Origin of the sequence: Snodgrassella sp. ESL0253 (assembly GCF_013344965.1) — a bacterium.
Taxonomy (GTDB): Bacteria; Pseudomonadota; Gammaproteobacteria; order Burkholderiales; family Neisseriaceae; genus Snodgrassella; species Snodgrassella alvi_B.
Genome location: NZ_JAAEDQ010000005.1, coordinates 25,931 through 52,283, shown reverse-complemented (window position 1 = coordinate 52,283; position 26,353 = coordinate 25,931). Strand labels below are relative to the sequence as shown.

Genomic DNA, 26,353 nt, shown 5'->3' with positions numbered 1-26,353 from the left:
GCCCCAAATGAGGTGTACGCCGGTAATAATTATTATATTCAGACAGTGCGTGCAATTTCGGTAAATGCTTCTGCGGCCAGACCGAGGGTATCGGCAATGATTTCACTGCTATGAGCAGCGGAAACAAAACAGGCTTCATATGCGGATGGCGCAAATGCCACACCGCGTGACAGCATGGTATGGAAAAACGCTTTAAACAATACCTGATTGCAGTGCTGCATGTCTGCAAAACAATTTGGCAGCTCGGCGGTAAAGTAAAAGCCAAACATGCCACCGATACTGCGAGTACTGAATGGAATATTGGCTTCATGGGCTATTGCTGCCAGTCCATTACTGAGTTCTTGCGTGCGTGCGCTTAGGGTGGTGTAAAAATCGGGGCGCTGTATGATTTCCAGTGTTTTCAGTCCGGCTGCCACGCATACCGGATTACCGGATAGTGTACCTGCCTGATAAACCGCACCTAATGGTGAAACACAGGCCATGATGTCTGCGCGACCGCCAAAAGCAGCAACAGGCATACCACCGCCAATGATTTTGCCAATGGTGGTTAAATCGGGTTTGATGCCATGAATTGACTGTGCGCCGCCCAGAGCAACACGAAAACCGGTCATCACTTCATCGTAAATCAGTACGCTGCCGTGCTGTTCAGTAAGGGTGCGCAGCGCCTGAACAAACTCTGGTGAGGCCGGAATCATGTTCATATTGCCAGCAATCGGCTCAACAATCACACAGGCAATACTGTCGCCCTGGCTGGCAAATATCTGTTGCAGTGCCTCTACATCATTATAAGGCAGAACCAGAGTGTGACGGCTGAAGTCTTCAGGCACACCGGCTGAGCTGGGATGGCCGAAAGTTAGCAGACCGGAACCGGCTTTAACCAGCAGGCTGTCGGAATGACCATGATAACAGCCTTCGAATTTGATGATGTTGTCGCGTCCAGTAAAGCCTCTGGCCACACGAATAGCGCTCATGGTGGCTTCCGTACCGGAGCTGACCAGACGGATTTGCTCCATGCTGGGCATAATATGGCGAATTTCCTCGGCCATACGGATTTCATTCTCAGTGGGCGCACCAAAAGACAAGCCTTTTTCAGCAGCCTGACACACTGCGGCAACTACTTCTGAATGCGCATGTCCGACAATAGCCGGCCCCCATGAACCAACATAATCGATATAACGATTCTGGTTTTCATCCCATACATATGCTCCCTGTGCTTTATTAATAAAGCGGGGAATACCGCCTACGCTGCCAAAAGCGCGTACTGGGGAATTCACTCCGCCCGGAATAATGGCTTTTGCCTGTTCGAAGAGTTGCTGGTTTCGATCCATGATTTGAGCCTTTGCTAATAGTAAATATGTCGAATGATTCGATGTCAGGGATTAATCATACTATCGATTGCCCGACAGGGTTAATGACCTTTGGTGGTTTTTTAGCCAGTATTGTCGGGTATGGAAAAAATGACTGCCTATGCTTACCGGTATTTTTATGACATACAGGGAGAAGTAGTTGTGAAGTTATTTAGCCTTGCGAAATTTGCTGTAACAGATTTCAGTTTATAAATAACTGTAATAAAAGGTGAAGTGTGCTGATTCTGTCAAAGCGGGGATTTCTGAATAAGTTTATACAGGAAGATAGTGAATTCGAAATAATTACAAGAATCTGGTGTGTAACTTATGGATAAGCTGCGGAAAATGTGCCAGAAGTTTTACCCATTGATACATCATAAGTGTATAGCTTTCCTGTACCAGAAAACGCAATTTAGATTGAGTGGCGGTATAACGGGTAGTGGGGGTAGGCGAAACCTGAACATTCAAACCCAGATCACGTGCCATAAAGTCGGCACGTGCCAGATGATAGGGGTCGCTGACGATGATAAAACTGTTTAAGTCATTATCTTCGGCAATAGCTTGTGCATTAACCAGATTCTGCCAGGTATCACGCGAATGGTTTTCGTAGATAATATCACTGGCATCTACGCCGTGGCGGATTGCATAGCGCCGGCCAACTGCGGCTTCAGTCATAAAACCACTCTTGGGGCTGCCACCAGTAAATAAAATTTTTTTTACTTTGCCGGTACGGTACAGATTGATAGCATGATTAATGCGTTCGCGAAAAACCGGAGACGGGCGTTTATCCCATGCTGCTGCACCAAGTACGATTGCTGCATCGGCCTCACTAAGTACTTGCGGACGGCTGAATTGGTAGACTGTAGCAACACTAATGGCAAAATTGGTTCCGACAAAAAGGCTGCCGGCAACGATAACGCTACGCAAACAGTACCAGAAACCAAAATTAGTGCCGGTGTTCATTTACTGTTCAAGTAAAGCTTCGATATTGGTTAACGGGCGCCCTATGGCGGCATGTTCGCCAATTACTGCTATTGGCCGCTCTATCAATATCGGATGTGCTGCCATGGCTGCTATCAGTGTATCTTCATCGGCTTCGCGCAAATTCAGTTGCTTAAAGAGATCGTCTTTGCTGCGCATCATTTCCCGTGCTGAGTTAATCGCGAGTTTCTGTTTCAGTACGCGAATCTGTGCTTCGGTTAATGGTTCGGTCAGGTAGGGGATAACTTTGGTGTCGACATTGCGTACCTGAAGTAAGGACAAAGCCGCGCGTGATTTGGAACAATTCGGGTTGTGGTACAGTATGACGGTATTTGTCATGATTATCCCTGAACTTCTAAAGAAATGAAAAATCTAAATTGGAAGTGTGGACGAAACTTTCAATTTTGACAAGTATTATTAATGATTCTAAGGGTTAAGCTGATTTTTGTGATTGATGTAAATGGATTATCTGATTTTAGTTACATAATTCAGTGGATTGCTGCAGGATAGAAGAATAGAAATGAAAGCTAACTGCTTCCCTATTATTTGTGCTGCTAAATTATATATGAAGTATTCTATAATTAATGCTATTAAAATGTAATATTCAGGTAAGGATATGTCTCAGTCAGCCGGGCTTTTAAAAAAAATATTTTTATTTAGTGTGTTGTTTTTAGGTTGTATTCGTTTACAGGCCGCAGAATTGCAAAGCTGGCCTCAGGGTAAGGCTGCAGTTTTACCAAAGGATAAGCCGATACTTGTGGTCAATATCTGGGCAACCTGGTGTACGCCCTGCCGGAAAGAAATGCCCATGTTGTCACGCTGGTATCAGCAGCAACAGCGTTCTGGTAAAGGTACGGTTGCTGTGGTAGGGGTGGCTCTGGATACTGATGCTAATTTACAACGTTTTACTCAGCGAGTGCCTGTACGATATCCATTGTATCGCTATACCGGCACGGATAGCCGTGCCTGGATGAAGCAATTAGGCAATGGTATTGGTGGTGTACCATTTACACAGGTACGGGCCCCCAGATGCGGGTTTCAGCAGGCATTGCTGGGCTCGCTTACTGAAGCCAGACTTAATCAGGCAGTTGAAGCAGCCAGAAAACAGTGTGCGCAACGTAAAGTTCACATATAACTTCTCTTGCCGGTCAAGAATAAAATGCATCCCCCAGTTTATTTGCTGATTAAGGTCAGCTTGCTCCAGCAGTAAGGCGGGGTTTCCAGTGTTAGTTTATTCAGATTGGGCTGTTTGGATACAAATCGGTGTGTACGGATGGTAAAAGCTCCTGCTATTGGAAATTGGGCAGATTTATATCCAAATTTAGCGGTTTCGCCGGAGATTGTTGTGGTGGTGCTGCAATAACAGCGGCGGCAATCCGTTGGATTACAACACATTCAAGCGGAGGAATTACTGGCCAGATGATTGGTGCCATGCAGTCTGCTATGGGTGGCTGTTTTATCAATGATATACAGTTGAGATACATCAGTGTGACCAGCTATCGGTGGTGGTGCTGGCGTAGACGCAATTCCAAATTATGCAGTAAGAAATGGGCTGTAGCTGAAATTACTGTTGTTATTTTAATTTAAAGATAATTATATTGCTTTGGCACGGAAATGCTATTGTGACCACTGTGCGTCAAGCCCAAGTTGATGCTGGCCATCTGATAGCGGTGGAAGTAGATACGCAAGGAATTGGGTATAGGTATCAGCTTAGTGTTGTTCGGTTATGCTGATAGAAAAACCGCACAAGGCAGTAAGCAGGTGTAAAGTACAGTGTCAGACTGAGGCTTTAGATAATCTGCATGCGGATACAATATTGGCTGTAGCAAAAGCCGGTGTAGATTTTCTGGTGCAGGGGGGGATCTGACTCACCTCATCATGCCTGTTATCAGGATATTAGTATGGATTATGTGAATACTCAGATTATCAAGTAAAAGCGAGAGTCATTAAATTTTTTGCAATTGGATGAAAATATTTGATTTTTGTTAAATGTAGATAATATATATCTTTTATTTACTTGTTTAGCGCAGATAAAATTGCTAATTGGCTTTGGCTATATCGAATATATATTACTTGATAATGAAAAAATTAAATTTGTTGTACTGCTGTCTTTGCCTGCTGTTATCGTTTAAAACACATGCCGTGGTTGTAAATGATGTTACTGGGATGACACCAGTGCAAGTAGCTGCTGTCGTGCAGCCAGAATCTACCCGACAAGTCGCCGAGCTGGTTAAAAGCACTTCAGGCTCAATCAGCATCGCTGGAGGCAAGTACAGCATGGGCGGACAAACGGCGATGCCGGGTGCGCTCCAGATAGATACACGCAAGCTGAATCATGTGATTGCTTTTAATCCTGAACAGAAGCTGTTAACCATTGAGGCCGGTGCAAGCTGGCGTCAGGTACAGGAATTAATTGATCCTTATGGATTATCGGTAAAAATCATGCAAAGCTATGCCAATTTCAGCATTGGCGGTTCATTAGGTGTGAATGTGCATGGTCGTTATATTGGTGAAGGGCCTATTATTCTGTCTGTTGAGCAGTTCAAAATTGTATTGGCTGATGGTTCGGTAGTAATAGCTACTCCGCAAGAAAATCAGGACATATTTTATGGCGCTATTGGTGGTTATGGTGGCTTGGGTGTTATCACGGAAGTAACTTTACGGCTTGCTGATAATGTTAAGGTAAAACGGATTAGTAGAGTGATGCCAATTACACAGTATTCTCAGTACTTCTCTCAACATGTTCGTTCTGATAAGACCGCAATATTTCACAATGCTATAATGTATCCGCCTGATTTTAAAAAAGTTCGTGTAGTCACTTTTGAACAAACGCAAGAACCACTAACTATTTTTAGCAGGTTAAGACCGCCCTTTAAACGTTCACGCAAGCAGGAACAAAAACTGAAAATTGTGGCTGCATCTGATTTGGGCAAAGAGCTGCGCAAATTACGTGATGATCTGCATTATGTAAAGCAACCGGTAATGTGGCGTAATTATGAGGCCAGTTATGATGTAGCCAGCTTGGAACCTATTGCTGAAAAAAATAAAAGTTTTGCTCTGGAAGAATATTTTATACCAGTAGAGCGGTTTGACGATTTTTATCCTGAGCTAGTTGCTATCCTGAAAAAACATCGGGCTAATGTTGTCAATATTTCTATTCGGCATGCAAATCCCGATAGCGGTTCGCTGCTGGCATGGGCCAGAACTGAGGTATTTGCTTTTGTTATTTATTATCAGCAGGCTACTGATGGACGCAGTAAAGAGCAGGTAGGTATTTGGACTCGAGAGTTAATAGATGCTGTACTGGCAAACGGCGGTAGTTATTTTTTACCTTATCAGTTGCATGCAACTCCTGAACAGTTTCAGCGCGCATATCCACAAGCAGAGCAGTTTTTTAAACTTAAAGCGCGGCTAGACCCTGAAAATAAATTCAATAATATGCTGTTGGATCGATACCGTCCTAAAACTGTTCAGTAGGGTAAGGCGGAAGTTGCATCTTTTAAGAGAAAAAATAGGTACAAATTAATGATTTGTAGTGCAAAATAATGATTGATTCTGGATAAAACTGAAAACCGGTGTGGCACCTTGCTGCTACACCGGTTGAAGAAAAAAATCAGGGAAATTAGCCGTATCGGCGCTGAAATTCCTGCATGAAACTTACCAAAGCTTCTACGCCCTGAATGGGCATAGCGTTATAAATGCTGGCGCGCATGCCACCAATTGATTTATAGCCGTGTAGCGCACATAAACCATGAGCATTAGCTTGCTGAACAAATATTTTATCCAGTTCTTTTTCCGGGGTATGGAAAATGACATTCATATGTGAACGGGCATGTTGTTGCACATTATTGGTATAGAAGCCATTGCTGTTGTCAATAGCAGAATACAGGGTTTCAGCTTTCATGGTATTGATGGCATGCATTTGTTCCACTCCACCCTGAGCCTGTAGCCAGCGGAATACCAGACCGGAAATATAAATCGGATAGGTAGCGGGCGTGTTATACATCCCCTGACGGCTGATATGGCTCTGATAATTCCATACGTCGGGGATTCGTTCGGAGCAGCGTTCAAGCAAATCTTCGCGAATAATAACGATGGTGGCTCCTGACGGACCGATATTTTTCTGGGCACCGGCATAAATAACACCAAAATCGGCAACATTAATCGGCCGTGAAAGAATTTCACTCGACATATCACACACAATTGGCGGCATCCCGTCTGGCTTGGGAATATCGCGGTATTGCAGGCCATGTACGGTTTCATTAATGCAATAGTGGACAAAAGCTGAATTTGGGTCAACGTCCCAGCTTGCGGGAGCAGGTACGTCGGTGTAGTTATACAAATCGCCGCCATGTGCTGCCAGGTGTATTTCGGCATTGGAAAGTTTGCCCATTTGGCTATGGGCAATCCGGCTCCAGTTGCCGGAAACGACTGAATCAACCCGTTTAAAGCCATTGGCCAGATTCATAACTACCATATTGAATTGAGCACTGGCTCCACCCTGCATAAACAGTATTTTATAATTGTCTGGAATATGCAGTAGCTGACGCAAGTCTTGCTCGGCATGATACAGAATACTAATAAATGCATCTGAGCGGTGGCTCATGGTCATGACTGAGCTGCCGATACCGTTATAATCCAGCATTTCAGCTTGTGCTGTTTGTAATACGGCCTCTGGCAGTATTGCAGGACCGGCAGAAAAATTGTATTTGTTCAGTGTTGTCATGAATAAATTTATACCTGTTGCTAAGGTGTACGGTTGATGGGTTTAGTACACTATCGACTGGCTCTATACCGGTATCCGGATAACCGCTAAACCAGATATTGCTGTAAGTTGCTGGAATTCTAGTTGCTTGACAAATGAAACGCAAATACAAAACCATTTTGCATGTAAAGTGGTAAAAGTATGGTTTTTTCAGCCTGTCAGCACGATGAATATAGTTTTAAACCCTTTTTTTTAGCATTTAAACAGGTAATTTTTCTATAAATTACAGGATTTATCCTGATATTAATCCACTATATCGGATGCAGATTCAGCCTTCACTGCTTTTATCCAGTGGAGTGATATGGGTGGCGCCAAGCTGTTTCAGTTTCTGTACAGCCTCTTCCCAGATTTCTGGCAGAGTGGCGCAGTCTTTACCCCAGCTTTCAAACCAAATTCGAGCCGGTAGTGATGTATTTGTTCATTAGCTGGTAAATCATCACGGATGGTGGGCAGGCTGAAAGTTTTGATACTTGGCCATTTTTGTTCAATCTGCTCCATCAGTGGCGCAATTCGCGATTCGGGTATGCCGTCAACTAATGCGGCTTTAGTGGCCAGTTTGTATTGGAAAAAGCTCTGCCGGTAATATTGGTCTAATACCCATTGAGCCATTGGGTGTGCCATTTTGGGGAAGCCGGGTAAAAAATAATGTTCTTGGATTGAGAAGCCGGCGATGTTGTTAAACGGATTCGGAATCAGTGCCGCTCCCTGAGGAAAATCCGCCATTTTTGCCCGTTGTAAATGAGCAGGGCTGTCTAATGTGTCGCCATGTTTGACTGAAATGGCTTCAATCGCTTTCAGGGCTTCGGGATGAGGTGTTAATGGCAGGTTTAAAGCATTGGCACAGGCCTGGCGTGTATGGTCGTCTGGTGTGGCCCCTATGCCTCCGGTGACAAAAACAGGTATTTTTTCTTTAAATGACTGCTTTAACTGCCGGCTGATTATTGCCCTATCATCGGGTAAATATTGCGCCCAGGCCATATATAGCCCGTGCTGCTGAAGTAACTGTCTGAAAAAAATAAAATGGCTGTCCTGACGTGAACCATTCAGAATTTCATCGCCGATAATAGTAATACCGATTTGCATGCTGATTTTCCTGAATTTGTTGCCGCTGTTGCATAATAGCCAATCTTGCAGTGATATAAAACATGATAGTTGTTTTATACGTAGATTTATTTTAATGTGCAGGTGTTGTGTCGTTTAAGCAAGGATATACTTATGACTATCAAAAAAATGGTGGTAACTGCCCTGATTGCCGGCAGTCTTACTGCCTGTGCACATACATCTGACCATAAAGTTAATATGCGTGCTGCTAGTGTGCAGCAGTTAGGCGCTTATGAATGGCAGCTAGTAGAAGCTACTGATCGACATGGCCGGCCATTGGCTAATTTCAAGACGAATTCAGCCTTGAAACTGAGTTTTGCTGGCCAGCGGCTAAATGTTTCCGGCGGGTGTAATTCTATTGGTTCTGCTTACCAGCTAAGCGGGCAGGATATGCAAATTCAGGCACCAATGAGTACCATGATGGCCTGTGCACCTGATGTGATGGCACAGGATGCAGCGATTATTGCTTTTATGAATGGGCAGAAACTGCATGCCGGATTGCTTAACACTGAAAATGCCCAGAATGCTCAACCGCAGTTATGGATTGAAAATCGGCGTGGCGAACATCTGCTCTGGCGTGGTGTGCCTACAGCCACTTCCCAGTATGGCCAGCCTACGGTAGTGTTCTGGGAAATAAGTCCGCAGACACAAACCTGTCAGACGGATAATGGCTCAGCTCAATGCCTGAAAGTTCGTGAAATTTTCTATAATGATCAGGGTGTGAAGGTTAAAACTGGTGTATGGCGTAATTTTGCCGGCACGATTGATGGCTGGCAGTTTAATCCGGCAGAAAATCAGGTATTACGCTTGAATGTCTATGAGGTAAAACCGGCCGGTGCTGCGGATGATGCTACTGCCAGCCAGTATGTTTATAAATTGGATCAAATAATTGAACGCTCTGTAGTGAATTCATCTAAATCCAAGCATAAATAAAATTTACCTGATAAATAGTTAAATAAAAAGGCAATGATTTTTTCATTGCCTTTTTATTTGATCTGCTATTTTCTAGATAAATGTCATTCTGAGATTCTGGAAATTTATTGATGCAGATACACATCTGGTTGGCCATCAGCATTATTCAGTATCAACGTTTGTTTGCTCTTGCGATGGTTAAATTTGCCACTTCGAGTAACAGATTTGGTCAGACCATCTCTACTAATCTGATTCTGATAAGTAAAATTTTGATTCGGGTCGAGGCTGAAAGCTGAAGTTTCACTGTATTGATGACATTCTGGCTGTTTACAGTTTTTAAACAGCTTAACCTGATTATCATCCTGAAAAAACGATGCAGATAATTTGTCGATTTCTCTTTCAATCTGCTGTTGCTGGTTGTACATCTGAATGATGATTCTTTCAGCATCATCAAGCCCATCATTATCAGCAATATTTCGATGGCTGGCCGCCAGTGCTGAATTGGCCAGTGTTAGAGTGGTTGATATTAGCAGGAGTGATTTCAGCATTTCCATATGTCTGCTCTTTGTTTTTCTTGTCAAGAACTTAATTACTTGCTTGAGATTACAAGGTTAAATATTGAATCTTTTCGTAATTTTTCAACTATTATTATAACTTGATAGGTAAATGTAAGGTTATTAAAGTAAATATACTACTGAAAACTATACGGTTTTCAGTAGTATATGTTGTAATCTGAAATGCATGAACGTGGATTTAATAAGGATTGCAGTCTTGTTGCTGAGCATTCTCGCACAATAACATACCCTTTAAACTGTCATAAATAACCACTCTAGTGGCACCGCTATTGGCTGCTGTTGGTGTAGCCACCAGACGATAGGTGCTGGGTTGATAGTTGCCTGCCAACGTAAAATATTTTGCACTTTGAGTTTGTTCGAGTAGGTTATCCGCATAACCACTGAAGGTTTTATTTTTAGCGTAATAGCGTTCCAGCTTATTGACATTCCGCACTATATCAGCACGGGCATTTTGTTCGCGAGCTTTAATTACATAGTTATTGTAGGATGGATAGGCAATTACAGCTAATATGGCAATAATGGTGACAGTAATCATTAAGTCAATGAGTGTAAAGCCCTGATTGTGACGTTGCATGACGTTCTCTTTCTATTTTAAATATTAGTTTTAATGTTTTTGGCTTACTTGCTTTCGACAATAGTATTGTCTGGCTGGATCAGCACATATGGCCTTACCACAACAGCCCACATTGGCTGGTTACAATCAAAATACTGCTGTGCCATGATATCGCTGACTTTACCAATTTTACCTTCATGTATCAAAAGTGCAATGGTTGTGCTGTCGTCTGCAGCTATCATGTGTGCAATATTGACTAAGTCCAGTTCTGGTGCAACATAAATACAGCAGCCACGGGCAAAATGAGGTTGGAGTTCATGCCAGTTAATACGTGCAGTTTCCAGATTGATTTTCTGTTCTAATGGTAGTTCATCGCTGGGGATAAAATTGTTTGGCTTCATGTTTGTTTACATTATGGGTAGTAAAAGCATTCCGTTATCGACGCCTGTAACGAAATGCCTATTCAGGGCTGATTCGGGTAATTATTGTACGGGTACTGATGCGGTTTTGTCGCCGTGTATACCCCAGGATTCAGGATATTTGTAACCGGCAAAACGTTTGAACGCATACTGTTTAAATGCAGCTGAGTTGTATGCGGCTGTTATGTCTTTTACCCACTGTCTGTCTTTGTCGGCAGCACGAATTGCAGCCCAGTTAACATAGGTATAGCCGGGTTCAAGGAACAGGGCTGATGTAAATTTCAGGCCTGAGCTGGTGGCAAAATTGCCATTTATCACTGCAAAATCCACATCGTGACGGGAGCGTGGTAATTGGGCGGCTTCCAGTGGTACCAGTTTGATGTTTTTGTTATTGCTGGCAATATCAGCCAGTGAAGCTTTAAGGGGGTTAATGTTGGCTTTTAGGGTAATCCAGCCTAGCTTGTCCAGCATAACCAGTGCACGTGCCAGATTGGAGGGGTCATTGGGTACGGAGACGCTGGAACCACTTTTTACTGCACTCAATTCATCCAGCTTGCCGGTATATATGCCCAGAGGGCCGGTAGGAACCTGAAAAGCCGGTATGATTGCCAGATGGCGCGACTGGGCAAAATCATCCAGATATGGCTTGTGCTGAAAAATGTTGATGTCAATAGATTTATCTGCCAGTGCCAGGTTGGGACGAACATAATCGGTAAATTCCAATAGTTGTACTTTATAGCCTTGTTTTTCCAGTTCGGGCTTCACCTGATCACGCACCATATCGGCAAAGTCGCCTACGGTAGTGCCGATAATAATTTCTTTTTTTACCTGTTCCGATGAAGCAGCAGATTGCGTGGTTTTTTCACCACTACAGGCAACCAGAGTGAGGATGCACAGACTTACAAGCAAGGTTTTCAAGTATATCTTCACTAAAATTTCTTTCATTTAATCGTTTGTAATTAGAGTTGATGTTTGCGGCATTAGTATTCAGGTATCTGTATTAGCGTAATTTCAGATATAGGCATAAACACAGATAAATTGTGCCAGACTGCCCAGCATTACAAATAAGTGCCAGATGCCATGTCCATGGCGGATTTTTTCATCATTGATAAACCAGTAAATGCCGATACTGTATGCCAGACCGCCGCTAGTCAGCCAGAATAAACCTGGTGAAGACATGCGCTGTGTCAGCGGATAGATGGCAATAATAATCAGCCAGCCCATCAACAGATAAAGAATCAGTGACAGGATGCGGGTTTCGCTTTTGCGGCCAATAGTCACTTCCTGAATGATACCAAATATTGCCAGTCCCCACGATACACCGAGTAATGACCAACCCCAGCCACCGTTTAATGTTGTGAGGGTAAAAGGGGTATAGCTGCCGGCAATGAGCAAGTAAATGGCACAGTGGTCAAATTTTTGTAACACTGCCTTGGCGCGGTGTGAAGGAACGGAATGATACAGGGTTGATATACCATATAGAAGTATCAGGCTAGTACCGTAAATAACTGAACTTACAATACGGTAAGTATCTCCATAATGTGCAGATTTGATTAGGAGAAATCCTGTACCTACAATGGCAAGGATAAAGCCGATAAGATGAGAATATGCGTTAAAGCGTTCGCCACGATACATTTTGAGAGATGGAATTAATAAATGAAAAGGCTATCGTTTCACCGCCAGCCAGAAGGTGCAAGTGTTTTTTGATTTTATTATTTATCCGGAGGTTATTCAGGAACGTGATGATGGCTGTTCAACTGCTGGCAAGCACAGTAAAATAGACAATTTTGCAGACTATCAGAAATTTCCCGTCATGCTGACTTTCCAAGAAATTATTTTTACTTTACAGAATTACTGGGCTCGCCATGGCTGTGTGGTGTTGCAGCCTCTGGATATGGAGGTGGGCGCGGGCACCAGCCATCCGGCCACCTGTCTGCGCGCTCTGGGTCCTGAACCTTGGTTTGCAGCTTATGTGCAACCATCCCGCCGCCCTAAGGATGGCCGCTATGGTGAAAATCCGAATCGCCTGCAACATTATTACCAGTTTCAGGTGGCGTTAAAGCCGGCACCGGATAATATTCAGGAGTTATATCTGGCCTCTTTGCAGGAGCTGGGTATTGATCCGCGTAAGCATGACATCCGCTTTGTTGAGGACGATTGGGAAAATCCTACCCTGGGTGCCTGGGGATTGGGCTGGGAGGTATGGCTCAATGGCATGGAGGTGACACAGTTTACCTATTTTCAGCAGGTAGGCGGTATGGACTGCTCACCGGTTCTGGGTGAAATTACTTATGGCATTGAACGGCTGGCCATGTATTTGCAAGGCGTTGAAAATGTCTACGATCTGGTTTGGGCTAAAACTCAGGACGGGCAGATTGTGACTTATGGCGATGTATACCATCAGAATGAAGTAGAGCAGTCTACTTATAATTTTGAGTTCAGTAATGCAGAATGGTTACTGGCGCAGTTTAACCATTATGAAGCGGAGGCCAAACGCCTGCTGGCCGTAGAGGATGTCAGTCTGGCGCTGCCAGCCTATGAGCTGGTACTCAAGGCCGGGCATACATTTAATCTGCTGGATGCACGTGGCGCCATTTCTGTGACTGAACGCGCCACTTATATTGGCCGTGTACGTGCTTTAAGCCGTGCAGTTGCGCATAAATATGTGGAAAGCCGCGAAAAACTTGGTTTCCCGTTACTGAAAAAAAATACTAACGGCCAGACAGCCTGAACCGAATGAAAGTAATACTTGCATGAATGCTCCTTTATTAATTGAACTGCGTACCGAAGAATTACCACCAAAAGCTCTGAATAATCTGGGCGAAAGTCTGGCTGCTGGTGTTGTTGAAGGACTGGAGAAAGCACAACTCATCAGTGGTGTGGCTGATTATCAGGTATTTGCTGCACCCAGACGTTTAGGTGTTCTGGTACAGAATGTTAAACCGGTGCAGGCAGACCAGCGCATGGTGAAAAAAGGCCCGAGTGTGGCTGCTGGCATGAAAGATGGTGAACCTACCAAAGCCTTGCTGGGATTTGCCCGCAGTAATCAGGTAGAAATTAACCAGCTCAGCCAGATTGATGATGGCAAACAGATGGTGTTTGCATATGAGTATACTCAGGCTGGCCAGCCATTGAGTGCATTGTTAAGTGATATTCTGAATCTGGCCATTAAGAAACTGCCTATTCCCAAGGTAATGCACTGGGGTAGCAGTACTTATACCTTTGTTCGGCCAGTGCATGGGCTGGTTATGCTGCACGGTACTGAAACCGTTGCCGGCAGTGTGCTGGGATTAAGCAGTCAGAACTGGACATTAGGCCACCGTTTCCTGAGTGAGGGCCGGATTACATTTAACCATGCAGCAGATTATGCGCAACAATTACTGGAACAAGGTAAGGTTGTAGCCAGCTTTGCTGAGCGTCGTGCCCGCATTGAACAAGGTTTAAGTGAGGCTGAGAAAGCAATGCATGCGCAGGTGGCCTATGCTGAAGGTTTGCTGGATGAAGTAACGGCACTGGTTGAGTGGCCGGTAGTATTGCAGGCAGGTTTTGATGAGCGCTTTTTACAGGTACCACAGGAATGCCTGATTTTAACCATGCAGCAGAATCAGAAATATTTCCCGCTGTTAAACAGTGAAGGCAAACTGATTAACCGCTTTTTGCTGGTATCCAATTTACAGACTGAAAATCCAGTTCATATTATTCATGGCAATGAACGTGTGCTGCGTGCACGTCTGGCTGATGCTGAGTTCTTTTACCTTCAGGATCAGAAAACCTCTCTGGCCAGCCGTCTATCCCGTCTGCAAAATGTCGTTTACCACAATAAACTGGGCAGTCAGGCAGAAAGAGTGCAGCGCATTACCCAGCTGGCCACAGCAATTGCACCGCTGTTAGGTGCTGATGTTAATAAGGCAGCTCGAGTGGCCGAGCTGGCTAAGGCGGATTTACTTACTGATATGGTTGGTGAATTTCCTGAATTGCAGGGTACGATGGGTAAATACTATGCACTGCATGATGGTGAAGATACCGATGTGGCTGTGGCAATTGAGCAACATTACTGGCCGCGTTTTGCTAATGATGCATTACCGGATAATTTACTCGGTACAGTAGTGGCTCTGGCTGACAAGCTGGAAACTTTGCTGGGTATCTGGGGTATTGGGCTGATTCCAACAGGAGACAAAGACCCGTACGCATTGCGCCGCAGTGCGCTGGGTATTCTGCGGATGCTGATGCAGCATAATCTGGCGCTAACACCGCTATTACAGGCTGCATTTGATACTTTTCCTGCTGGCAAGCTGGCTGCTAATACAGTGAGCGAGGTAGCCGAATTCATGCAGGCACGTCTGGCCATTCTGTTACAGAATACTTATGCGCAGGATGTGGTAGCTGCCGTGCTGGCTGGTAATGTGGAGAATCTGGGTGAGTTGGAAGCGAGACTGGCTGCTGTAACTCAGTTTAAACAGCTGGATGAGGCTACTGCATTAATAGCCGCGAACAAGCGTGTGCACAATTTGCTGAAAAAAGTCGATATTTCTACTTTACCTGCTATGGCAACTACACTTTTACAGCAACAGGATGAGCAGAACCTGTATCAGGCAACTGAACAGGTAGCCGTAAAAATTCAGGCTGCCCTGAAGCAACAGAATTTTGTTCAGGCACTGGCGGAGTTGACTGGTATCAAAGAAAAGGTGGATACATTCTTTACTAATGTGATGGTAATGGATGAAAATGAAGCGATCAGAAATAATCGCTTGGCTTTGTTACTGTTTTTGTCACACCAGATGAATGCAGTGGCCGACATTGCTTTGCTGAATGAGTAATATCTGTTTGTACAGTCCGTTCTTATAGTGGATGAGAGTCAAATCATGATATTTGATAATGTAGTGTTTCATACAGAAGAAGATTATCCGCCAGCGCTGGCTATGGCCAATGCTGCTACGCATATGGGCTATTATTGGTCATGGATTGTCCGCCGTGGATTATATAACCCGCAATGGGATGAGGCGGCAGAAGAAGACATGGCTGCGCTAAAGGCACAAGTGATGAGCGGAGCTGAATTTGTTCTGAATAATATGGCTGGTTGTCTGGAAGACAGTGATTTCAATGATGAAGGACGCCGTTTTTCGCTTTATTACTATGAGGATGAAGAGGAAGGCTATGGCCGTTTTATGGAAGACTACGTGCAAACCCTGAATACGCCAGCTCTGGAAAGTTTTTATCATGTAGAAATAAATGATAAAAATCAGGTTTTGCTTGACGGAGTATTTGATAGTGCCCTGATTCAGTGGCGTCAAAGTTTGAAGCCAAACCAGTAAGGATCATTATGGCATTGAGTGGAAAAGGCAAATTAATTATTCTTGATCGTGATGGTGTGCTGAATGCAATGCGGCCGCAGCCAATTAGCGACCCTGACCAATGGCTTCCTTTACCCGGCAGTATGGATGCTGTTGCCTTTTTAACTCAAAGTGGGTACACCGTAGTTGTGGCCGAAAATATGTCTGGAATCGGACGCGATCAGGTGAGTATGCAGGAGCTTAATGAAGTACATGGCAAAATGCATACCCATATTCAGAAAGCCGGTGGCCGCCTGAGCGGAGTCTGGTTTTGCCCGCATACCAATAATGCCAAATGTAACTGCCGCAAGCCCCAACCGGGTTTGTTGTTGGACATTCTCGACCGTTTGCATATGAAGGCTGAAAATACCTGGCTGGTAGGGGATGGCATTCGCGATATGCAGGCAATCGCAGCAATTGGCGGACATCCGGTGCTTGTGTTAACAGGAAAAGGCAAAGAAACGCTGAAAATGGAGACTTTGCCGGATGATACACAGGTGTATGACGATTTGCTGGATTTTGCCAAATTTTGTCGCACACAGGCTGAAAAGGCAGCCGAGGAATAATATAACATGTTGTTGTTACGTAATTTAATTTACTGGTTTTGTTTATGTGTATTTTCGCTGGTATGGCTGGTGGTAGTTATTATTTCCATGCTTATTCCCAAAGGTATTACATGGACAACTACCGCATGGGCAAAAGTGCTGTTCTGGATGCTGGAGCACGTTATTGGCTTGAAATATGAAGTAATTGGCCGGGAGAATATTCCGCATGAGCCGAGTATTGTATGCTGTAAACATCAGTCTGGCTGGGAAACCCTGGCCATGCTTTGCTTTTTTCCTGATCTGGCCTTTGTTGCCAAACGTGAGCTTTTCCGCATTCCGATATTTGGCTGGGCACTGAAATGGCGCGGCACAATAGGTATTGACCGCAATAATCCGAAAGCTGCGAATGCTCAGATTATCAGTCAGGGTAAAATATGCCGTCAAAAAGGGATGTGGATTTGTATTTTTCCGGAAGGTACACGGATTAAACCCGGATACCGCGGGCATTATAAAAAAGGGGCAGCGCGTATGGCTCAGATGCTGCATATGAATCTGGTGCCAGTGGCCTTAAATAGCGGCGAATTCTGGCCTAAGGATTCTTTTTTGAAATATCCGGGTAAAGTAACCGTAGTGATTGGTGCACCGATTCATTATGAAATCGCACACACGCCAGAAGAATTAATCAAACTGTGTGAACAGTGGATAGAAGACCAGCAGATTAAGATTCAGGGTGTTGGCCCGTTCGCACCGCAAAACCCGCAAACGCCCACTCCGGTATTGCAGCATTAACGTCTTGTCTGATTGCCAGCCATCATCATCTACGCATCAAAGCAGCTAGTCTGGGCATTGATACTGTGATGCCAGCAGTAAAATCATTACGTTTACCTTTGAAGCATCACCGTATCAATCCGGCTACGATTGTGGCTATTATGCATAGTGGTAAAAACTACTGTTTTATTGCTACAGACAAACTCAGGGTTAATATTGTCATTCTTTCAGGTGATTATGAATTTATTGGTAATGACGGTAATATATAGCTGTTAAGCTTGAGTGCCTGTCATCAAATTGCCAAACAAAATATTCTTTTATTCATAAAAAACCAGTCTGATGGCCAATTGTTAAATTGCTTTTTTCGGCTGATTCTAGTTTGATGTGGTTGTACACAAAACAGAATAAATGGGTTTGTGTATTGGTATGTAAAAATAGTAGTCTATAACGAAGTTATTTTTTACAGGGTTGTGACAGATTAGTTGTTATGTCGGTGTTTATTCATACAACTGCGGATGGCTGTGCCATCAGACTGAAACTGCGACGTACTGCGCGGAAAAATATTATTGTACGTACAGCTTCGCGCGATTTGCTGGATATCAATGTACCACCATTTGTATCGATGAAGTCTTTGTATCAATGGTTAAGTGCTCATGAACCTTCTATTAAGAAGTTGTGGCAACAGGCGGTACAAATCTCAACGGCTTTACCCGCATATATTTGGTTTCGTGGCCAGACTTATTCTTATACGCTGGTGGCTGTGCTTACTTGTGTGCAATGGCATGCACAGCAGGGATTTTTGTTGCCACTGGCGGCTGCACAATTACCGCATGAGGCTTTGAGTGCATGGCTAAAGCAGCATGCTCAAACTGAATTATTATCGCGCTTGCAATACTGGGCTCAGGTAATGCAATTGCAACCGGCTGCAATGGCTTTAAGTCAGGCGCGTACTTTTTGGGGGGTGTGCCGCAGACGTACCGGTATCCGCTTAAATTGGCGCTTGATTGGTGCACCTGCTTTTGTGGTGGATTATGTCTGCATTCATGAGCTCTGCCATTTGCGTCATGCCAATCATGGTAAGGCATTCTGGGCGATGGTGGCCGAATATACAGCCGATACAGTTAATGCGCGTTTATGGCTAAAACAGCATGGTACTGAGCTGTTTGCACTGGATAAGGTGAGCTGAAATCTACTTGTGGCTAATACCTGTTACGCTGCCAGTCTGCTTAGATAATACTAATTAGCGGTAATACAGCCTGGGCTGTATTACCGCTAATTTTATGGTGAAATTATAGAAGGTTTTATTATCAGTCTGATTTAGCCATATCGACAGCAAGCTGCTTCATGATGTTTTTAATTATCTGTACGCGTTGCATAACATCTTCAATCGCAATATTCACCCTGAGTTTGTCTGCACCAACGAGACGGTAGTTTTTGTCACTTTGCATAATAGCCACAATCGTTGCCGGATTGATACGGTGATGCTTGCCAAAGGTAAACGTAATGGTTTCACTGCTGGCATCAATGGTATCGATGCCCAGACCGGCTGCTTCAATGCGCAGATGGTGGCTGGCAATCAGAGTAGATACAGCCGGTTCGGGCAAGCCGAAGCGGTCGATGAGTTCTTCGTGTATCTGATCTATCTCAGCTTCGGTTTCGCAGCTGGCCAGACGTTTATAAAGCACCAGACGGGCATGAATATCGGGGCAGTAACTTTCTGGCAGTAAAGCAGGGCTATGCAGCTTGATGTCACTGGTGATACCCAATGGCGCATCCAGATCAGGTTCGCGGCCTTTTTTCAGGTTACGTACAGCCTGTTTCAGCATTTCAGTATACAGAGTGAAGCCTACCTGAATCATTTCACCCGACTGTCCTTCGCCCAGAATTTCACCTGCACCACGGATTTCCAGATCCTGCATGGCCAGAGTAAAGCCTGCGCCCAAATCATCGGCCATTTCAATGGCTTCCAGACGTTTCTGCGCATCTTTAGTCATCGCTTCCGGTACCAGTAAATAAGCATAGGCCTGATGATGGGAACGGCCTACGCGGCCGCGTAGCTGGTGTAGCTGAGCAAGGCCGAATTTATCTGCCCGTTCGATGATAATGGTATTGGCATTGGGAATATCAATTCCAGTTTCGATAATGGTTGAGCACAGTAAAATGTTATAACGCTGCTGGAGAAAATCGCGCATCACCTGTTCAAGCTCACGTTCACGTAATTGACCGTGAGCAATACCAATGCGTGCTTCGGGCAGTAAGGTACTCAGTCTTTCATAGCTGTTGGCTATAGTATCTACTTCATTATGCAGAAAAAAAACCTGACCGCCACGTTTCAGTTCACGCATTACAGCCTCGCGTATCAAACCATCACTAAAAGGACGAACAAAAGTTTTCACCGCCAGACGGCGGCTGGGCGCTGTGGTTATGAGTGAAAAATCACGCAAACCTTCCAGTGCCATGCTCAATGTCCGTGGGATAGGTGTGGCGGTGAGGGTAAGTACGTCGACATTAGCGCGCAAACGTTTCAACTGTTCTTTCTGACGTACTCCGAAACGATGTTCTTCATCTATGATAACCAGCCCCAGATTTTTAAAATGTACATCTGGTTGTACCAACTTGTGTGTACCAATTACGATGTCTACTGTGCCATCAGCTAGACCGGCCAGCGTAGCCTGTGTCTGCTTGCTGGTATTAAAACGGGATAGCTGTGCCACTTTAATGGGAAAATCAGCAAAGCGGTCAGCAAAATTCTGTGCATGTTGCTCTACCAGCAATGTTGTTGGCGCGAGAACCACTACCTGTTTACCAGCCATGGCGGCAACAAAGGCTGCGCGTAAGGCTACTTCGGTTTTACCAAAGCCTACATCGCCGCAAATAAGCCGGTCCATGGGTTTTTCAGCGCATAAATCCTTAATGGTGGCAGCAATTGCAGCCGCCTGATCTTCGGTTTCTTCATAGCCAAAGCCATTGGCAAAGGCCTGATAATCCATTTCATTCAAACTGAAACGGTGTCCTTGCTGGGCTTCTCGCTGGGCATAAAGATTTAGCAGCTCTGCGGCAGTGTCGCGAGCTTTTTCAGCCGCTTTATGGCGCGCTTTATCCCAGGCACCATGGCCGAGTTTGTGCAAGCTGATATTTTCATGGGCATTGCCTGCATAACGTGAAATCAAATGTAGCTGGCCAACAGGCACGTATAGCTGTGAACCCTCAGCATACTCCAGTAGCATCATTTCACTGGCGCCTTCGCCCAAATCCAGTGTAACCAGTCCCTGATAGCGACCGATACCATGCTGTTCGTGAACGACTGGGTCGCCAATTTTGATTTCAGCTAAATCGCGCAGCATGCCGTCGGAAACAGCACTGTGTTTGCGTCGTGTACGGCGGCCGCGCACAATATACTGGTATAAATCAGCTTCAGTAATGATGGCCAGTTGTTGTTCTGGTAACAGGCAGCCATAACTTAATGGCGCAATTGTCAGGCACAGGCTGGTGGTGCTGTTGAGAAAATCCTGCCAGCCGTTTACGACGTTAGGTTGTAAATTATACTCGCGCATGAAATTCAACATGGTTTCACGCCGTCCGAGGCTTTCAGCGCAAATCAGCACCCGGTAAGAATGTTGTTGCAGGAAAATTTTCAATGCATGCAGTGGGTCGTCTGCCTGACGGTCAACAGCGACACGGGGCAGGGCATAAATATTATCTTCGCTTAATTGAGGTACCAGACGTGGGTAAGATTTAATGCGTGCGCCAAACTGGTCTTCACTCAAATACAGGTAACTGGGCGCCAGAGGCGGATAGGCCGGATCGCCCTGTGCCAAGGCATAACGCTGTTTAACGTCTTGCCAGATACGGGCGGCTTCATTATGTATATCACCCAGACAAACCAGAATGGCGTCTGCATTGATGTAGTCAAAAATGCTGACACATTCTTCTTCAAAGAATAAAGGCAGGTAGTATTCAACACCTGCTCCGAAATGGCCTTCGGATACCGCGGTATAAACAGTGGCCTTGCGGGCATCGCTGCTGATTTCTTCACGAAAGCGGCTGCGAAAGATTTTTTGTGCATCGCTGTCGGTAGGAAATTCATGGGCAGGTAGCAGGCGGATTTCATTTACACTGGTTAATGTGCGCTGGCTGTCAGCATCGAAGGTTTTAATGGTATCAATTTCGTTATCGAATAAATCCAGTCGAAACGGTATATCGCTACCCATAGGGAAAATATCCAGAATACCGCCACGAGTAGCAAATTCACCTGTTGCCACAACATGCGTAACATGATTGTAACCAGCTTCAATCAGGCTATGCTTAAGTGCATCTACGTCCAATTGCTGACCAGCTTTCAGCCAGAAAGTGCGGCCCAGCAGAAATGAAGGCGGCGCAATTTTTTGCATTGCTGTGGCCAGAGGCAGGAGTAAAACATCAACCAGCCCATTTTTTAATTGCCATAAGGTACTGAGGCGTTCGGATACCAGTTCCTGATGAGGGGAAAAATGTTCATAGGGTAAGGTTTCCCAGTCGGGAAAAAATACTATCCGTGCTGACGGATCGAAAAACTGCCAGGCTGACTGAATGCGAATGGCCTGCTCAGCATCGGCAGTCAGAATGATTTTCAGTTTTTTTTCTGGTAAATGTTCGCTGAGCAGCAATGGCAAGCTACCAGCGTTTAAATCTGGCCAGAATACAGTCTGACTGACTTTAGGCAATGCAAAATGGGTAACAGCGGGCATAATTTCAGTTTTACAGGTAATAATTAATTTGATTGTCAATACTTATGGGCAAGCTATGATAAGACAAGCCTGTACTGACAGGCAATTACATCCAGATGGGTCTGAACAGGTATAGGAAAGCGGATAAATGGCTACAGTACTCGTTCAGATACCGTAGCCACAATTTTTTTGCGAGAACACAGACGGCATCAATATAATGAATACAGATACATAACAGCAATGGTTATCAGCATGGCGAATGCGCAGCCAATTTTGGCTACTACGCCAAGGACCAAGCCGATAACCGTAGCAAATCCCACTTTACCAGCGGCCACCAGATTACGTCTGGCTACAAATTCGCCAGCGGCTGCACCCAGCAAGGGGCCAAGTATCATGCCGGGCAGAGCAAAAAACATACCTATAATGGCACCAATAAACGATCCCCAAATAGCTTTTCTGCTCGCGCCGCTGTGTTTGGCTCCCAGCATGCCGGCCATATAATCCATGGCACAGCCCAGTATGGTTAAAATACCCAGACTAATCAATGTTCCTGCACCCATTATCTGGTAATTGCTGCTTAGCGCCAGTAACCAGACACCACCGAACATTAAGGGCAATCCGGGCAAGGCGGGCATGAATGTGCCTAACAGGCCGATAAGCAATAAAACAATAGCCAGTATCACCAATACTGCGGTCATGGCAAATTAGTCCTTACGAAAAACGAAATAACGAATGTTGAGATGGGGGATGCTGTTTTCACAAACAAGAGAAATTTTTGTTGTGAAAATAAAAAATATGTAATCTGAGAGTTAGCAATTGGTAATTTTAGCAGTTTGAAATGGTATTTGTATATTGGCTTTGGATTTTAGAGCTAAGAGATTGTCTGAAATAATTAATGACATATGGAGCTATATTATTTTGCTGATGTTTTTGCTCATGTTGTATCTTGGCAAATGCAAACTTTATAGAGTGATTTATTTTAAAGACAAAAGCTTTGTTTATCTGCATATTTACACTAATCTAAAAACAGGCAGCCCGTAAAAGCTGCCTGTTTTTAGATAAATAACCAGAATTAATCCAGTTTTTTAAAGTGTTTGCGCCGTTCCTGCTCGCTTAGGTAACGTTTACGCAGGCGAATGGTTTGTGGGGTGATTTCTACCAGTTCATCATCATCAATGAACTCGACCGCAGCTTCCAAAGACATCAGTACCGGTGGCGTCAGGCGTACTGCTTCGTCTGTACCAGAGGCACGGACATTGGTCAGTTTTTTGCCTTTCAGCGGGTTGACTACCAGATCGTTGTCACGGCTGTGAATGCCAATAATCATGCCTTCGTAGATTTTTTCGCCCGGATTGATGAACATGCGGCCACGGTCTTCCAGATTCCATAAGGCATAGGCCACGGCGTCACCCTGTTCCTGCGATACCAATACACCATTGCGGCGGCCGGGTATTTCAGCTTTAACCGGTGCATAATTGTCAAATACGTGGCTCATCAGGCCTTGGCCGCGGGTCATGGTCATAAATTCACCCTGAAAACCAATCAGGCCACGCGCAGGAATGCGGTATTCCAGACGGGTGCGTCCTTTGCCATCACTTTCCATATTGGTTAGTTCACCACGACGGCGACCCAATTCTTCCATTACCGCGCCCTGAGTGTTGTCTTCCACATCTACGGTGAGATTTTCGTATGGCTCGCATTTTACGCCGTCAATTTCGCGGAAAACCACACGGGGTTTACCAACCGCCAGCTCATAGCCCTCGCGACGCATATTTTCAATCAGAATGGTCAGGTGCAGTTCACCACGGCCGGAAACACGGAAAACATCTGCATCAGCGGTGTCTTCAACTTTCAAAGCCACGTTGGTAAGCAATTCTTTTTGCAAACGCTCGCGAATCTGGCGGCTGGTGACAAATTTGCCTTCGGTGCCAGCCAGCGGGCTGGTGTTAACCATGAAATCCATGGTCAGTGTAGGCTCGTCCACGCTAAGCATGGGTAAACCCTGAGGCTGTTCACGGTCGGCAATGGTGACGCCGATACCAATGTCTTCCAAACCGGAAATGGTAACAATATCGCCCGCTTCAGCTTCCTGTAGAGGAATACGTTCCAAACCCTTGAAACCAAGTAACTGGTTAATCCGTCCCTGACCAATCTGCTGATCTTCATTCATGATAGCCACTACCTGACCGGGTTTAATACGCCCGTTCAGAATACGGCCAATACCCAAGCGGCCAGTGTAGTTATCATAATCAAGCTGGGAAATCTGCAATTGCAGTGGTTTATCCGCATCACCTGATGGTTCGGGAGTGTATTTCAGTATGGTATCAAACAGCGGGCGCATGTCGCTGGATTCGTCTTCTTCATTCAATTTGGCAAAGCCGGATAGGCCGGAAGCGTATACAATGGGGAAGTCGAGCTGTTCGTCAGTAGCGCCCAGTTTGTCAAACAATTCAAAAGTCTGATCGATAACCCAGCTTGGACGGGCACTTGGTTTATCAATTTTGTTGATAACCACGATAGGTTTCAGCCCCAGTGCCAGTGCTTTTTTGGTCACAAATCGGGTTTGCGGCATCGGGCCTTCCTGTGCGTCTACCAGCAGTAGTACGCAGTCCACCATGCCCAGTACACGTTCTACTTCACCACCGAAGTCAGCGTGTCCCGGGGTATCAACGATATTGATGTGAAAGCCTTCATATTCGATGGCGGTATTTTTAGCCAGAATGGTAATGCCACGCTCTTTTTCCAGATCGTTGCTATCCATCACCCGTTCGTCTACCTGCTGATTGGCACGGAAAGTACCGGACTGGCGCAATAACTGGTCTACCAGTGTGGTTTTGCCGTGGTCGACGTGTGCGATAATGGCAATATTACGAATTTTTTTACTCATGGGAGTGTGTAACCTAGTTGTATTTGCTATTTGGATGGTAAATTAACCTTGAATTATAACATTTACTCTGGTTTTCGTGGAATATTTAGCAAAATCAGACTGTCTATCTGTGCTAAAGTGGCTGATTTATGCCAGAGTATGCACCACAGTTATTGTTTGCCTTATCTACCTATGGCCGGCAGGCGCAGAGATTGGTTACTATCGCTGCACTGTTGTGGCTCACAGGAATCTGAGCGATGGAACAGTTAGAATTTTTTGTTATTCCGAGCCCTTGCCGTGGTGTGTGCGAAAGTAATCACAAGGGCTATTGCAAGGGCTGTCTGCGCAGCCGGGATGAGCGTCTACACTGGTTGCGTTTATCTGATACACAGAAGCAGCATGTGCTGCGTTTATGTGTCTTGCGCCGGCGCAAGCTGGAACAGCTATTATGGCAGGCTAAGCAAACAGGTGAGGGTGGAGACAGGCTGATGGCGCAATTATGGATACAGGCGGATTTTGATTTTTAAATTCCTGAATAACAGGCTAAGCAGGCCTAAATTTATTTTGTTTTAGGAGGGGAAATGCATTTCTTAATTATTAGTATTTTGTGTAGTGTTTCGGTCTCAGTATTATTAAAACTGGCGCGCAGAAACGGGGTAAATATTGCTCAGGCTGTAGCGGTTAATTATCCGGTAGCTGCATTGTGCAACTGGTTTTTTCTGCGCCCGGATTTTGCTAACTGGCATATGTACACAAGTCACTGGATTATTTTTCTGGCACTGGGGATTGGTTTGCCGCTAGGCTTTATTGTGCTGGGGCGGGCTATTGAGCAGGCCGGGATGGTTAAAACCGATGCAGCACAGCGCCTGTCACTGTTTTTGCCTATTGTGGCTGCATTCGTATTTTTTGGTGAAAACCTGAGTAGCAACAAGATTATTGGTATTGCGCTGGCTCTGATGGCACTGCTAACACTACTGTACCGGCAGAATCCTGCTAAAGGTAAGGGACAGGGTGGTTTTTTCAGTACTGCTGGCTATTTGTTCGGCGTATGGCTATGTTACGGTACAACAGATATTCTGTTTAAACAGATGGCCAAAAGTGGGACGGCCTTTGCACCAACTTTACAGGTGACATTTATTCTGGCTGCTATTCTGATTACAGGTTATCTGTGTTTGCGCAGAACGGTCTGGAATGTAGCCAGTATTCTGGCCGGTTTATTATTAGGCGGTCTGAACTTTGCCAATATTCTTTTTTATATCCGTGCCCATCAACAGTTTCAGCAGGATCCATCGCTGGTGTTTGCTGGCATGAATCTGGGGGTGATTACGCTGGCTACCATTATTGGCGCTTTTGTGTTTAAAGAAAAAATTAATGGTTTGAATGCCACTGGCATTGTGCTCGCCATTGCTGCAATCTGGTTTTTATTCTATGGCAGCAGCCTTAATTCATGGCTGCCGGGGATGTAAACTAAAAAGCTGTTCTGGTG

Annotated in this window: 24 protein-coding genes and 1 pseudogene; 12 read left to right on the top strand and 13 right to left on the bottom strand. The window is 45.0% G+C overall.

The features are described from left to right. Window positions 1-38: 38 nt before the first annotated feature. The 3 genes from hemL to arsC all read right to left on the bottom strand — a co-directional run bounded on the left by hemL (window position 39) and on the right by arsC (window position 2,666). A complete protein-coding gene (gene hemL / locus GYX26_RS05500; protein WP_174828437.1) occupies window positions 39-1,328 on the bottom strand; it encodes a glutamate-1-semialdehyde 2,1-aminomutase in 1,290 nt (429 codons plus the stop codon). 321 nt (window positions 1,329-1,649) lie between these two features. Beyond that, window positions 1,650-2,309, bottom strand: a complete 660-nt coding sequence (locus GYX26_RS05495; RefSeq protein ID WP_174828436.1) for a YdcF family protein — start codon at window positions 2,307-2,309, stop codon at window positions 1,650-1,652. Continuing rightward, complete coding sequence (gene arsC / locus GYX26_RS05490; protein WP_174828435.1) at window positions 2,310-2,666, bottom strand: arsenate reductase (glutaredoxin); 357 nt, start codon at window positions 2,664-2,666, stop codon at window positions 2,310-2,312. Between the two features lie 277 nt (window positions 2,667-2,943). Between arsC and GYX26_RS05485 the strand changes: the two genes are divergently transcribed. Both GYX26_RS05485 and GYX26_RS05480 read left to right on the top strand, forming a co-directional pair. Next, complete coding sequence (locus GYX26_RS05485) at window positions 2,944-3,462, top strand: TlpA disulfide reductase family protein (protein WP_100113408.1); 519 nt, start codon at window positions 2,944-2,946, stop codon at window positions 3,460-3,462. A 1,031-nt stretch (window positions 3,463-4,493) separates the two neighbouring features. Next, on the top strand, window positions 4,494-5,804 hold the full coding sequence (locus GYX26_RS05480) for an FAD-binding protein (RefSeq protein WP_202984286.1): 1,311 nt from the start codon (window positions 4,494-4,496) through the stop codon (window positions 5,802-5,804). Window positions 5,805-5,949: 145 nt separating this feature from the next. On the opposite strand, the gene serC is transcribed toward GYX26_RS05480, so the two are convergent. Together serC and GYX26_RS05470 are read right to left on the bottom strand one after the other, a co-directional pair. After that, entirely contained in the window at window positions 5,950-7,053 is a 1,104-nt protein-coding gene (gene serC / locus GYX26_RS05475) for a 3-phosphoserine/phosphohydroxythreonine transaminase (protein ID WP_174828433.1), read from the bottom strand. 307 nt (window positions 7,054-7,360) lie between these two features. Next, window positions 7,361-8,175: pseudogene (locus GYX26_RS05470) on the bottom strand (competence/damage-inducible protein A). A 132-nt stretch (window positions 8,176-8,307) separates the two neighbouring features. On the opposite strand from GYX26_RS05470, the gene GYX26_RS05465 reads away from it, so the two are divergent. Then, entirely contained in the window at window positions 8,308-9,126 is an 819-nt protein-coding gene (locus GYX26_RS05465) for an META and DUF4377 domain-containing protein (protein ID WP_174828432.1), read from the top strand. Window positions 9,127-9,230: 104 nt separating this feature from the next. Here GYX26_RS05465 and GYX26_RS05460 read toward each other — a convergent pair whose 3' ends face one another. The 5 genes from GYX26_RS05460 to GYX26_RS05440 all read right to left on the bottom strand — a co-directional run bounded on the left by GYX26_RS05460 (window position 9,231) and on the right by GYX26_RS05440 (window position 12,287). Beyond that, window positions 9,231-9,659 (bottom strand): hypothetical protein, encoded by a 429-nt coding sequence (locus GYX26_RS05460; protein WP_100090273.1) that lies wholly within the window; start codon window positions 9,657-9,659, stop codon window positions 9,231-9,233. Window positions 9,660-9,858: 199 nt separating this feature from the next. Beyond that, window positions 9,859-10,254 (bottom strand): type IV pilin protein, encoded by a 396-nt coding sequence (locus tag GYX26_RS11400; protein WP_174828431.1) that lies wholly within the window; start codon window positions 10,252-10,254, stop codon window positions 9,859-9,861. 44 nt (window positions 10,255-10,298) lie between these two features. Beyond that, window positions 10,299-10,634 carry a DUF2288 domain-containing protein gene (locus tag GYX26_RS05450; RefSeq protein ID WP_174828430.1) on the bottom strand — a complete coding sequence of 112 codons (336 nt, stop codon included), beginning with the start codon at window positions 10,632-10,634 and terminating at the stop codon, window positions 10,299-10,301. An 81-nt stretch (window positions 10,635-10,715) separates the two neighbouring features. Then, the gene (locus tag GYX26_RS05445) at window positions 10,716-11,588 is read right to left on the bottom strand and encodes a MetQ/NlpA family ABC transporter substrate-binding protein (protein WP_370520853.1); all 873 of its coding nucleotides are present in this window, start codon (window positions 11,586-11,588) and stop codon (window positions 10,716-10,718) included. A gap of 75 nt (window positions 11,589-11,663) precedes the next feature. Further along, entirely contained in the window at window positions 11,664-12,287 is a 624-nt protein-coding gene (locus GYX26_RS05440) for a hemolysin III family protein (protein WP_174828429.1), read from the bottom strand. 178 nt (window positions 12,288-12,465) lie between these two features. On the opposite strand from GYX26_RS05440, the gene glyQ reads away from it, so the two are divergent. The 7 genes from glyQ (at window position 12,466) to GYX26_RS05405 (ending at window position 18,481) form a co-directional block, all read left to right on the top strand. Then, window positions 12,466-13,383, top strand: a complete 918-nt coding sequence (glyQ, locus tag GYX26_RS05435) for a glycine--tRNA ligase subunit alpha (RefSeq protein ID WP_174828540.1) — start codon at window positions 12,466-12,468, stop codon at window positions 13,381-13,383. 22 nt (window positions 13,384-13,405) lie between these two features. Beyond that, window positions 13,406-15,469 (top strand): glycine--tRNA ligase subunit beta, encoded by a 2,064-nt coding sequence (gene glyS / locus GYX26_RS05430; protein WP_174828428.1) that lies wholly within the window; start codon window positions 13,406-13,408, stop codon window positions 15,467-15,469. Between the two features lie 45 nt (window positions 15,470-15,514). Further along, window positions 15,515-15,964, top strand: coding sequence for a cell surface protein (locus GYX26_RS05425; protein WP_194240700.1), 450 nt, complete (start codon window positions 15,515-15,517; stop codon window positions 15,962-15,964). 8 nt (window positions 15,965-15,972) lie between these two features. Then, complete coding sequence (gmhB, locus tag GYX26_RS05420) at window positions 15,973-16,548, top strand: D-glycero-beta-D-manno-heptose 1,7-bisphosphate 7-phosphatase (RefSeq protein WP_100090268.1); 576 nt, start codon at window positions 15,973-15,975, stop codon at window positions 16,546-16,548. 6 nt (window positions 16,549-16,554) lie between these two features. After that, entirely contained in the window at window positions 16,555-17,316 is a 762-nt protein-coding gene (locus GYX26_RS05415) for a 1-acyl-sn-glycerol-3-phosphate acyltransferase (RefSeq protein WP_100113417.1), read from the top strand. Window positions 17,317-17,384: 68 nt separating this feature from the next. After that, window positions 17,385-17,564, top strand: coding sequence for a hypothetical protein (locus tag GYX26_RS05410; RefSeq protein ID WP_174828427.1), 180 nt, complete (start codon window positions 17,385-17,387; stop codon window positions 17,562-17,564). A 218-nt stretch (window positions 17,565-17,782) separates the two neighbouring features. Continuing rightward, window positions 17,783-18,481, top strand: a complete 699-nt coding sequence (locus GYX26_RS05405; protein ID WP_174828426.1) for a M48 family metallopeptidase — start codon at window positions 17,783-17,785, stop codon at window positions 18,479-18,481. A 121-nt stretch (window positions 18,482-18,602) separates the two neighbouring features. Here the strand turns inward: GYX26_RS05405 and mfd are convergent, their stop codons facing one another. The 3 genes from mfd to typA form a co-directional block, all read right to left on the bottom strand. Next, entirely contained in the window at window positions 18,603-22,022 is a 3,420-nt protein-coding gene (mfd, locus tag GYX26_RS05400) for a transcription-repair coupling factor (protein WP_174828425.1), read from the bottom strand. 188 nt (window positions 22,023-22,210) lie between these two features. Next, entirely contained in the window at window positions 22,211-22,699 is a 489-nt protein-coding gene (locus GYX26_RS05395) for a DUF456 domain-containing protein (protein WP_100136657.1), read from the bottom strand. A gap of 374 nt (window positions 22,700-23,073) precedes the next feature. After that, a complete protein-coding gene (gene typA / locus GYX26_RS05390) occupies window positions 23,074-24,888 on the bottom strand; it encodes a translational GTPase TypA (RefSeq protein WP_100090263.1) in 1,815 nt (604 codons plus the stop codon). Window positions 24,889-25,124: 236 nt separating this feature from the next. On the opposite strand from typA, the gene GYX26_RS05385 reads away from it, so the two are divergent. Together GYX26_RS05385 and GYX26_RS05380 are read left to right on the top strand one after the other, a co-directional pair. After that, the gene (locus GYX26_RS05385) at window positions 25,125-25,394 is read left to right on the top strand and encodes a DUF1289 domain-containing protein (RefSeq protein ID WP_174828424.1); all 270 of its coding nucleotides are present in this window, start codon (window positions 25,125-25,127) and stop codon (window positions 25,392-25,394) included. A 54-nt stretch (window positions 25,395-25,448) separates the two neighbouring features. Further along, window positions 25,449-26,333, top strand: a complete 885-nt coding sequence (locus tag GYX26_RS05380; RefSeq protein ID WP_174828423.1) for an EamA/RhaT family transporter — start codon at window positions 25,449-25,451, stop codon at window positions 26,331-26,333. Window positions 26,334-26,353 lie beyond the last annotated feature (20 nt).

Excerpts from the sequence above, each read along its gene's own strand:
- GYX26_RS05480 (WP_202984286.1), top strand. The coding sequence starts at position 4,494 with ATGACACCAGTGCAAGTAGCTGCTGTCGTGCAGCCAGAATCTACCCGA.
- mfd (WP_174828425.1), bottom strand. The coding sequence starts at position 22,022 with ATGCCCGCTGTTACCCATTTTGCATTGCCTAAAGTCAGTCAGACTGTA.
- GYX26_RS05495 (WP_174828436.1), bottom strand. The coding sequence starts at position 2,309 with ATGAACACCGGCACTAATTTTGGTTTCTGGTACTGTTTGCGTAGCGTT.
- GYX26_RS05465 (WP_174828432.1), top strand. The coding sequence starts at position 8,308 with ATGACTATCAAAAAAATGGTGGTAACTGCCCTGATTGCCGGCAGTCTT.
- gmhB (WP_100090268.1), top strand. The coding sequence starts at position 15,973 with ATGGCATTGAGTGGAAAAGGCAAATTAATTATTCTTGATCGTGATGGT.
- GYX26_RS11400 (WP_174828431.1), bottom strand. The coding sequence starts at position 10,254 with ATGCAACGTCACAATCAGGGCTTTACACTCATTGACTTAATGATTACT.
- GYX26_RS05410 (WP_174828427.1), top strand. The coding sequence starts at position 17,385 with ATGCCAGCAGTAAAATCATTACGTTTACCTTTGAAGCATCACCGTATC.
- glyQ (WP_174828540.1), top strand. The coding sequence starts at position 12,466 with ATGCTGACTTTCCAAGAAATTATTTTTACTTTACAGAATTACTGGGCT.
- arsC (WP_174828435.1), bottom strand. The coding sequence starts at position 2,666 with ATGACAAATACCGTCATACTGTACCACAACCCGAATTGTTCCAAATCA.
- GYX26_RS05450 (WP_174828430.1), bottom strand. The coding sequence starts at position 10,634 with ATGAAGCCAAACAATTTTATCCCCAGCGATGAACTACCATTAGAACAG.
- hemL (WP_174828437.1), bottom strand. The coding sequence starts at position 1,328 with ATGGATCGAAACCAGCAACTCTTCGAACAGGCAAAAGCCATTATTCCG.
- glyS (WP_174828428.1), top strand. The coding sequence starts at position 13,406 with ATGAATGCTCCTTTATTAATTGAACTGCGTACCGAAGAATTACCACCA.
- GYX26_RS05395 (WP_100136657.1), bottom strand. The coding sequence starts at position 22,699 with ATGACCGCAGTATTGGTGATACTGGCTATTGTTTTATTGCTTATCGGC.
- GYX26_RS05385 (WP_174828424.1), top strand. The coding sequence starts at position 25,125 with ATGGAACAGTTAGAATTTTTTGTTATTCCGAGCCCTTGCCGTGGTGTG.
- GYX26_RS05440 (WP_174828429.1), bottom strand. The coding sequence starts at position 12,287 with ATGTATCGTGGCGAACGCTTTAACGCATATTCTCATCTTATCGGCTTT.
- typA (WP_100090263.1), bottom strand. The coding sequence starts at position 24,888 with ATGAGTAAAAAAATTCGTAATATTGCCATTATCGCACACGTCGACCAC.
- serC (WP_174828433.1), bottom strand. The coding sequence starts at position 7,053 with ATGACAACACTGAACAAATACAATTTTTCTGCCGGTCCTGCAATACTG.
- GYX26_RS05425 (WP_194240700.1), top strand. The coding sequence starts at position 15,515 with ATGATATTTGATAATGTAGTGTTTCATACAGAAGAAGATTATCCGCCA.
- GYX26_RS05405 (WP_174828426.1), top strand. The coding sequence starts at position 17,783 with ATGTCGGTGTTTATTCATACAACTGCGGATGGCTGTGCCATCAGACTG.
- GYX26_RS05415 (WP_100113417.1), top strand. The coding sequence starts at position 16,555 with ATGTTGTTGTTACGTAATTTAATTTACTGGTTTTGTTTATGTGTATTT.
- GYX26_RS05460 (WP_100090273.1), bottom strand. The coding sequence starts at position 9,659 with ATGGAAATGCTGAAATCACTCCTGCTAATATCAACCACTCTAACACTG.
- GYX26_RS05380 (WP_174828423.1), top strand. The coding sequence starts at position 25,449 with ATGCATTTCTTAATTATTAGTATTTTGTGTAGTGTTTCGGTCTCAGTA.
- GYX26_RS05485 (WP_100113408.1), top strand. The coding sequence starts at position 2,944 with ATGTCTCAGTCAGCCGGGCTTTTAAAAAAAATATTTTTATTTAGTGTG.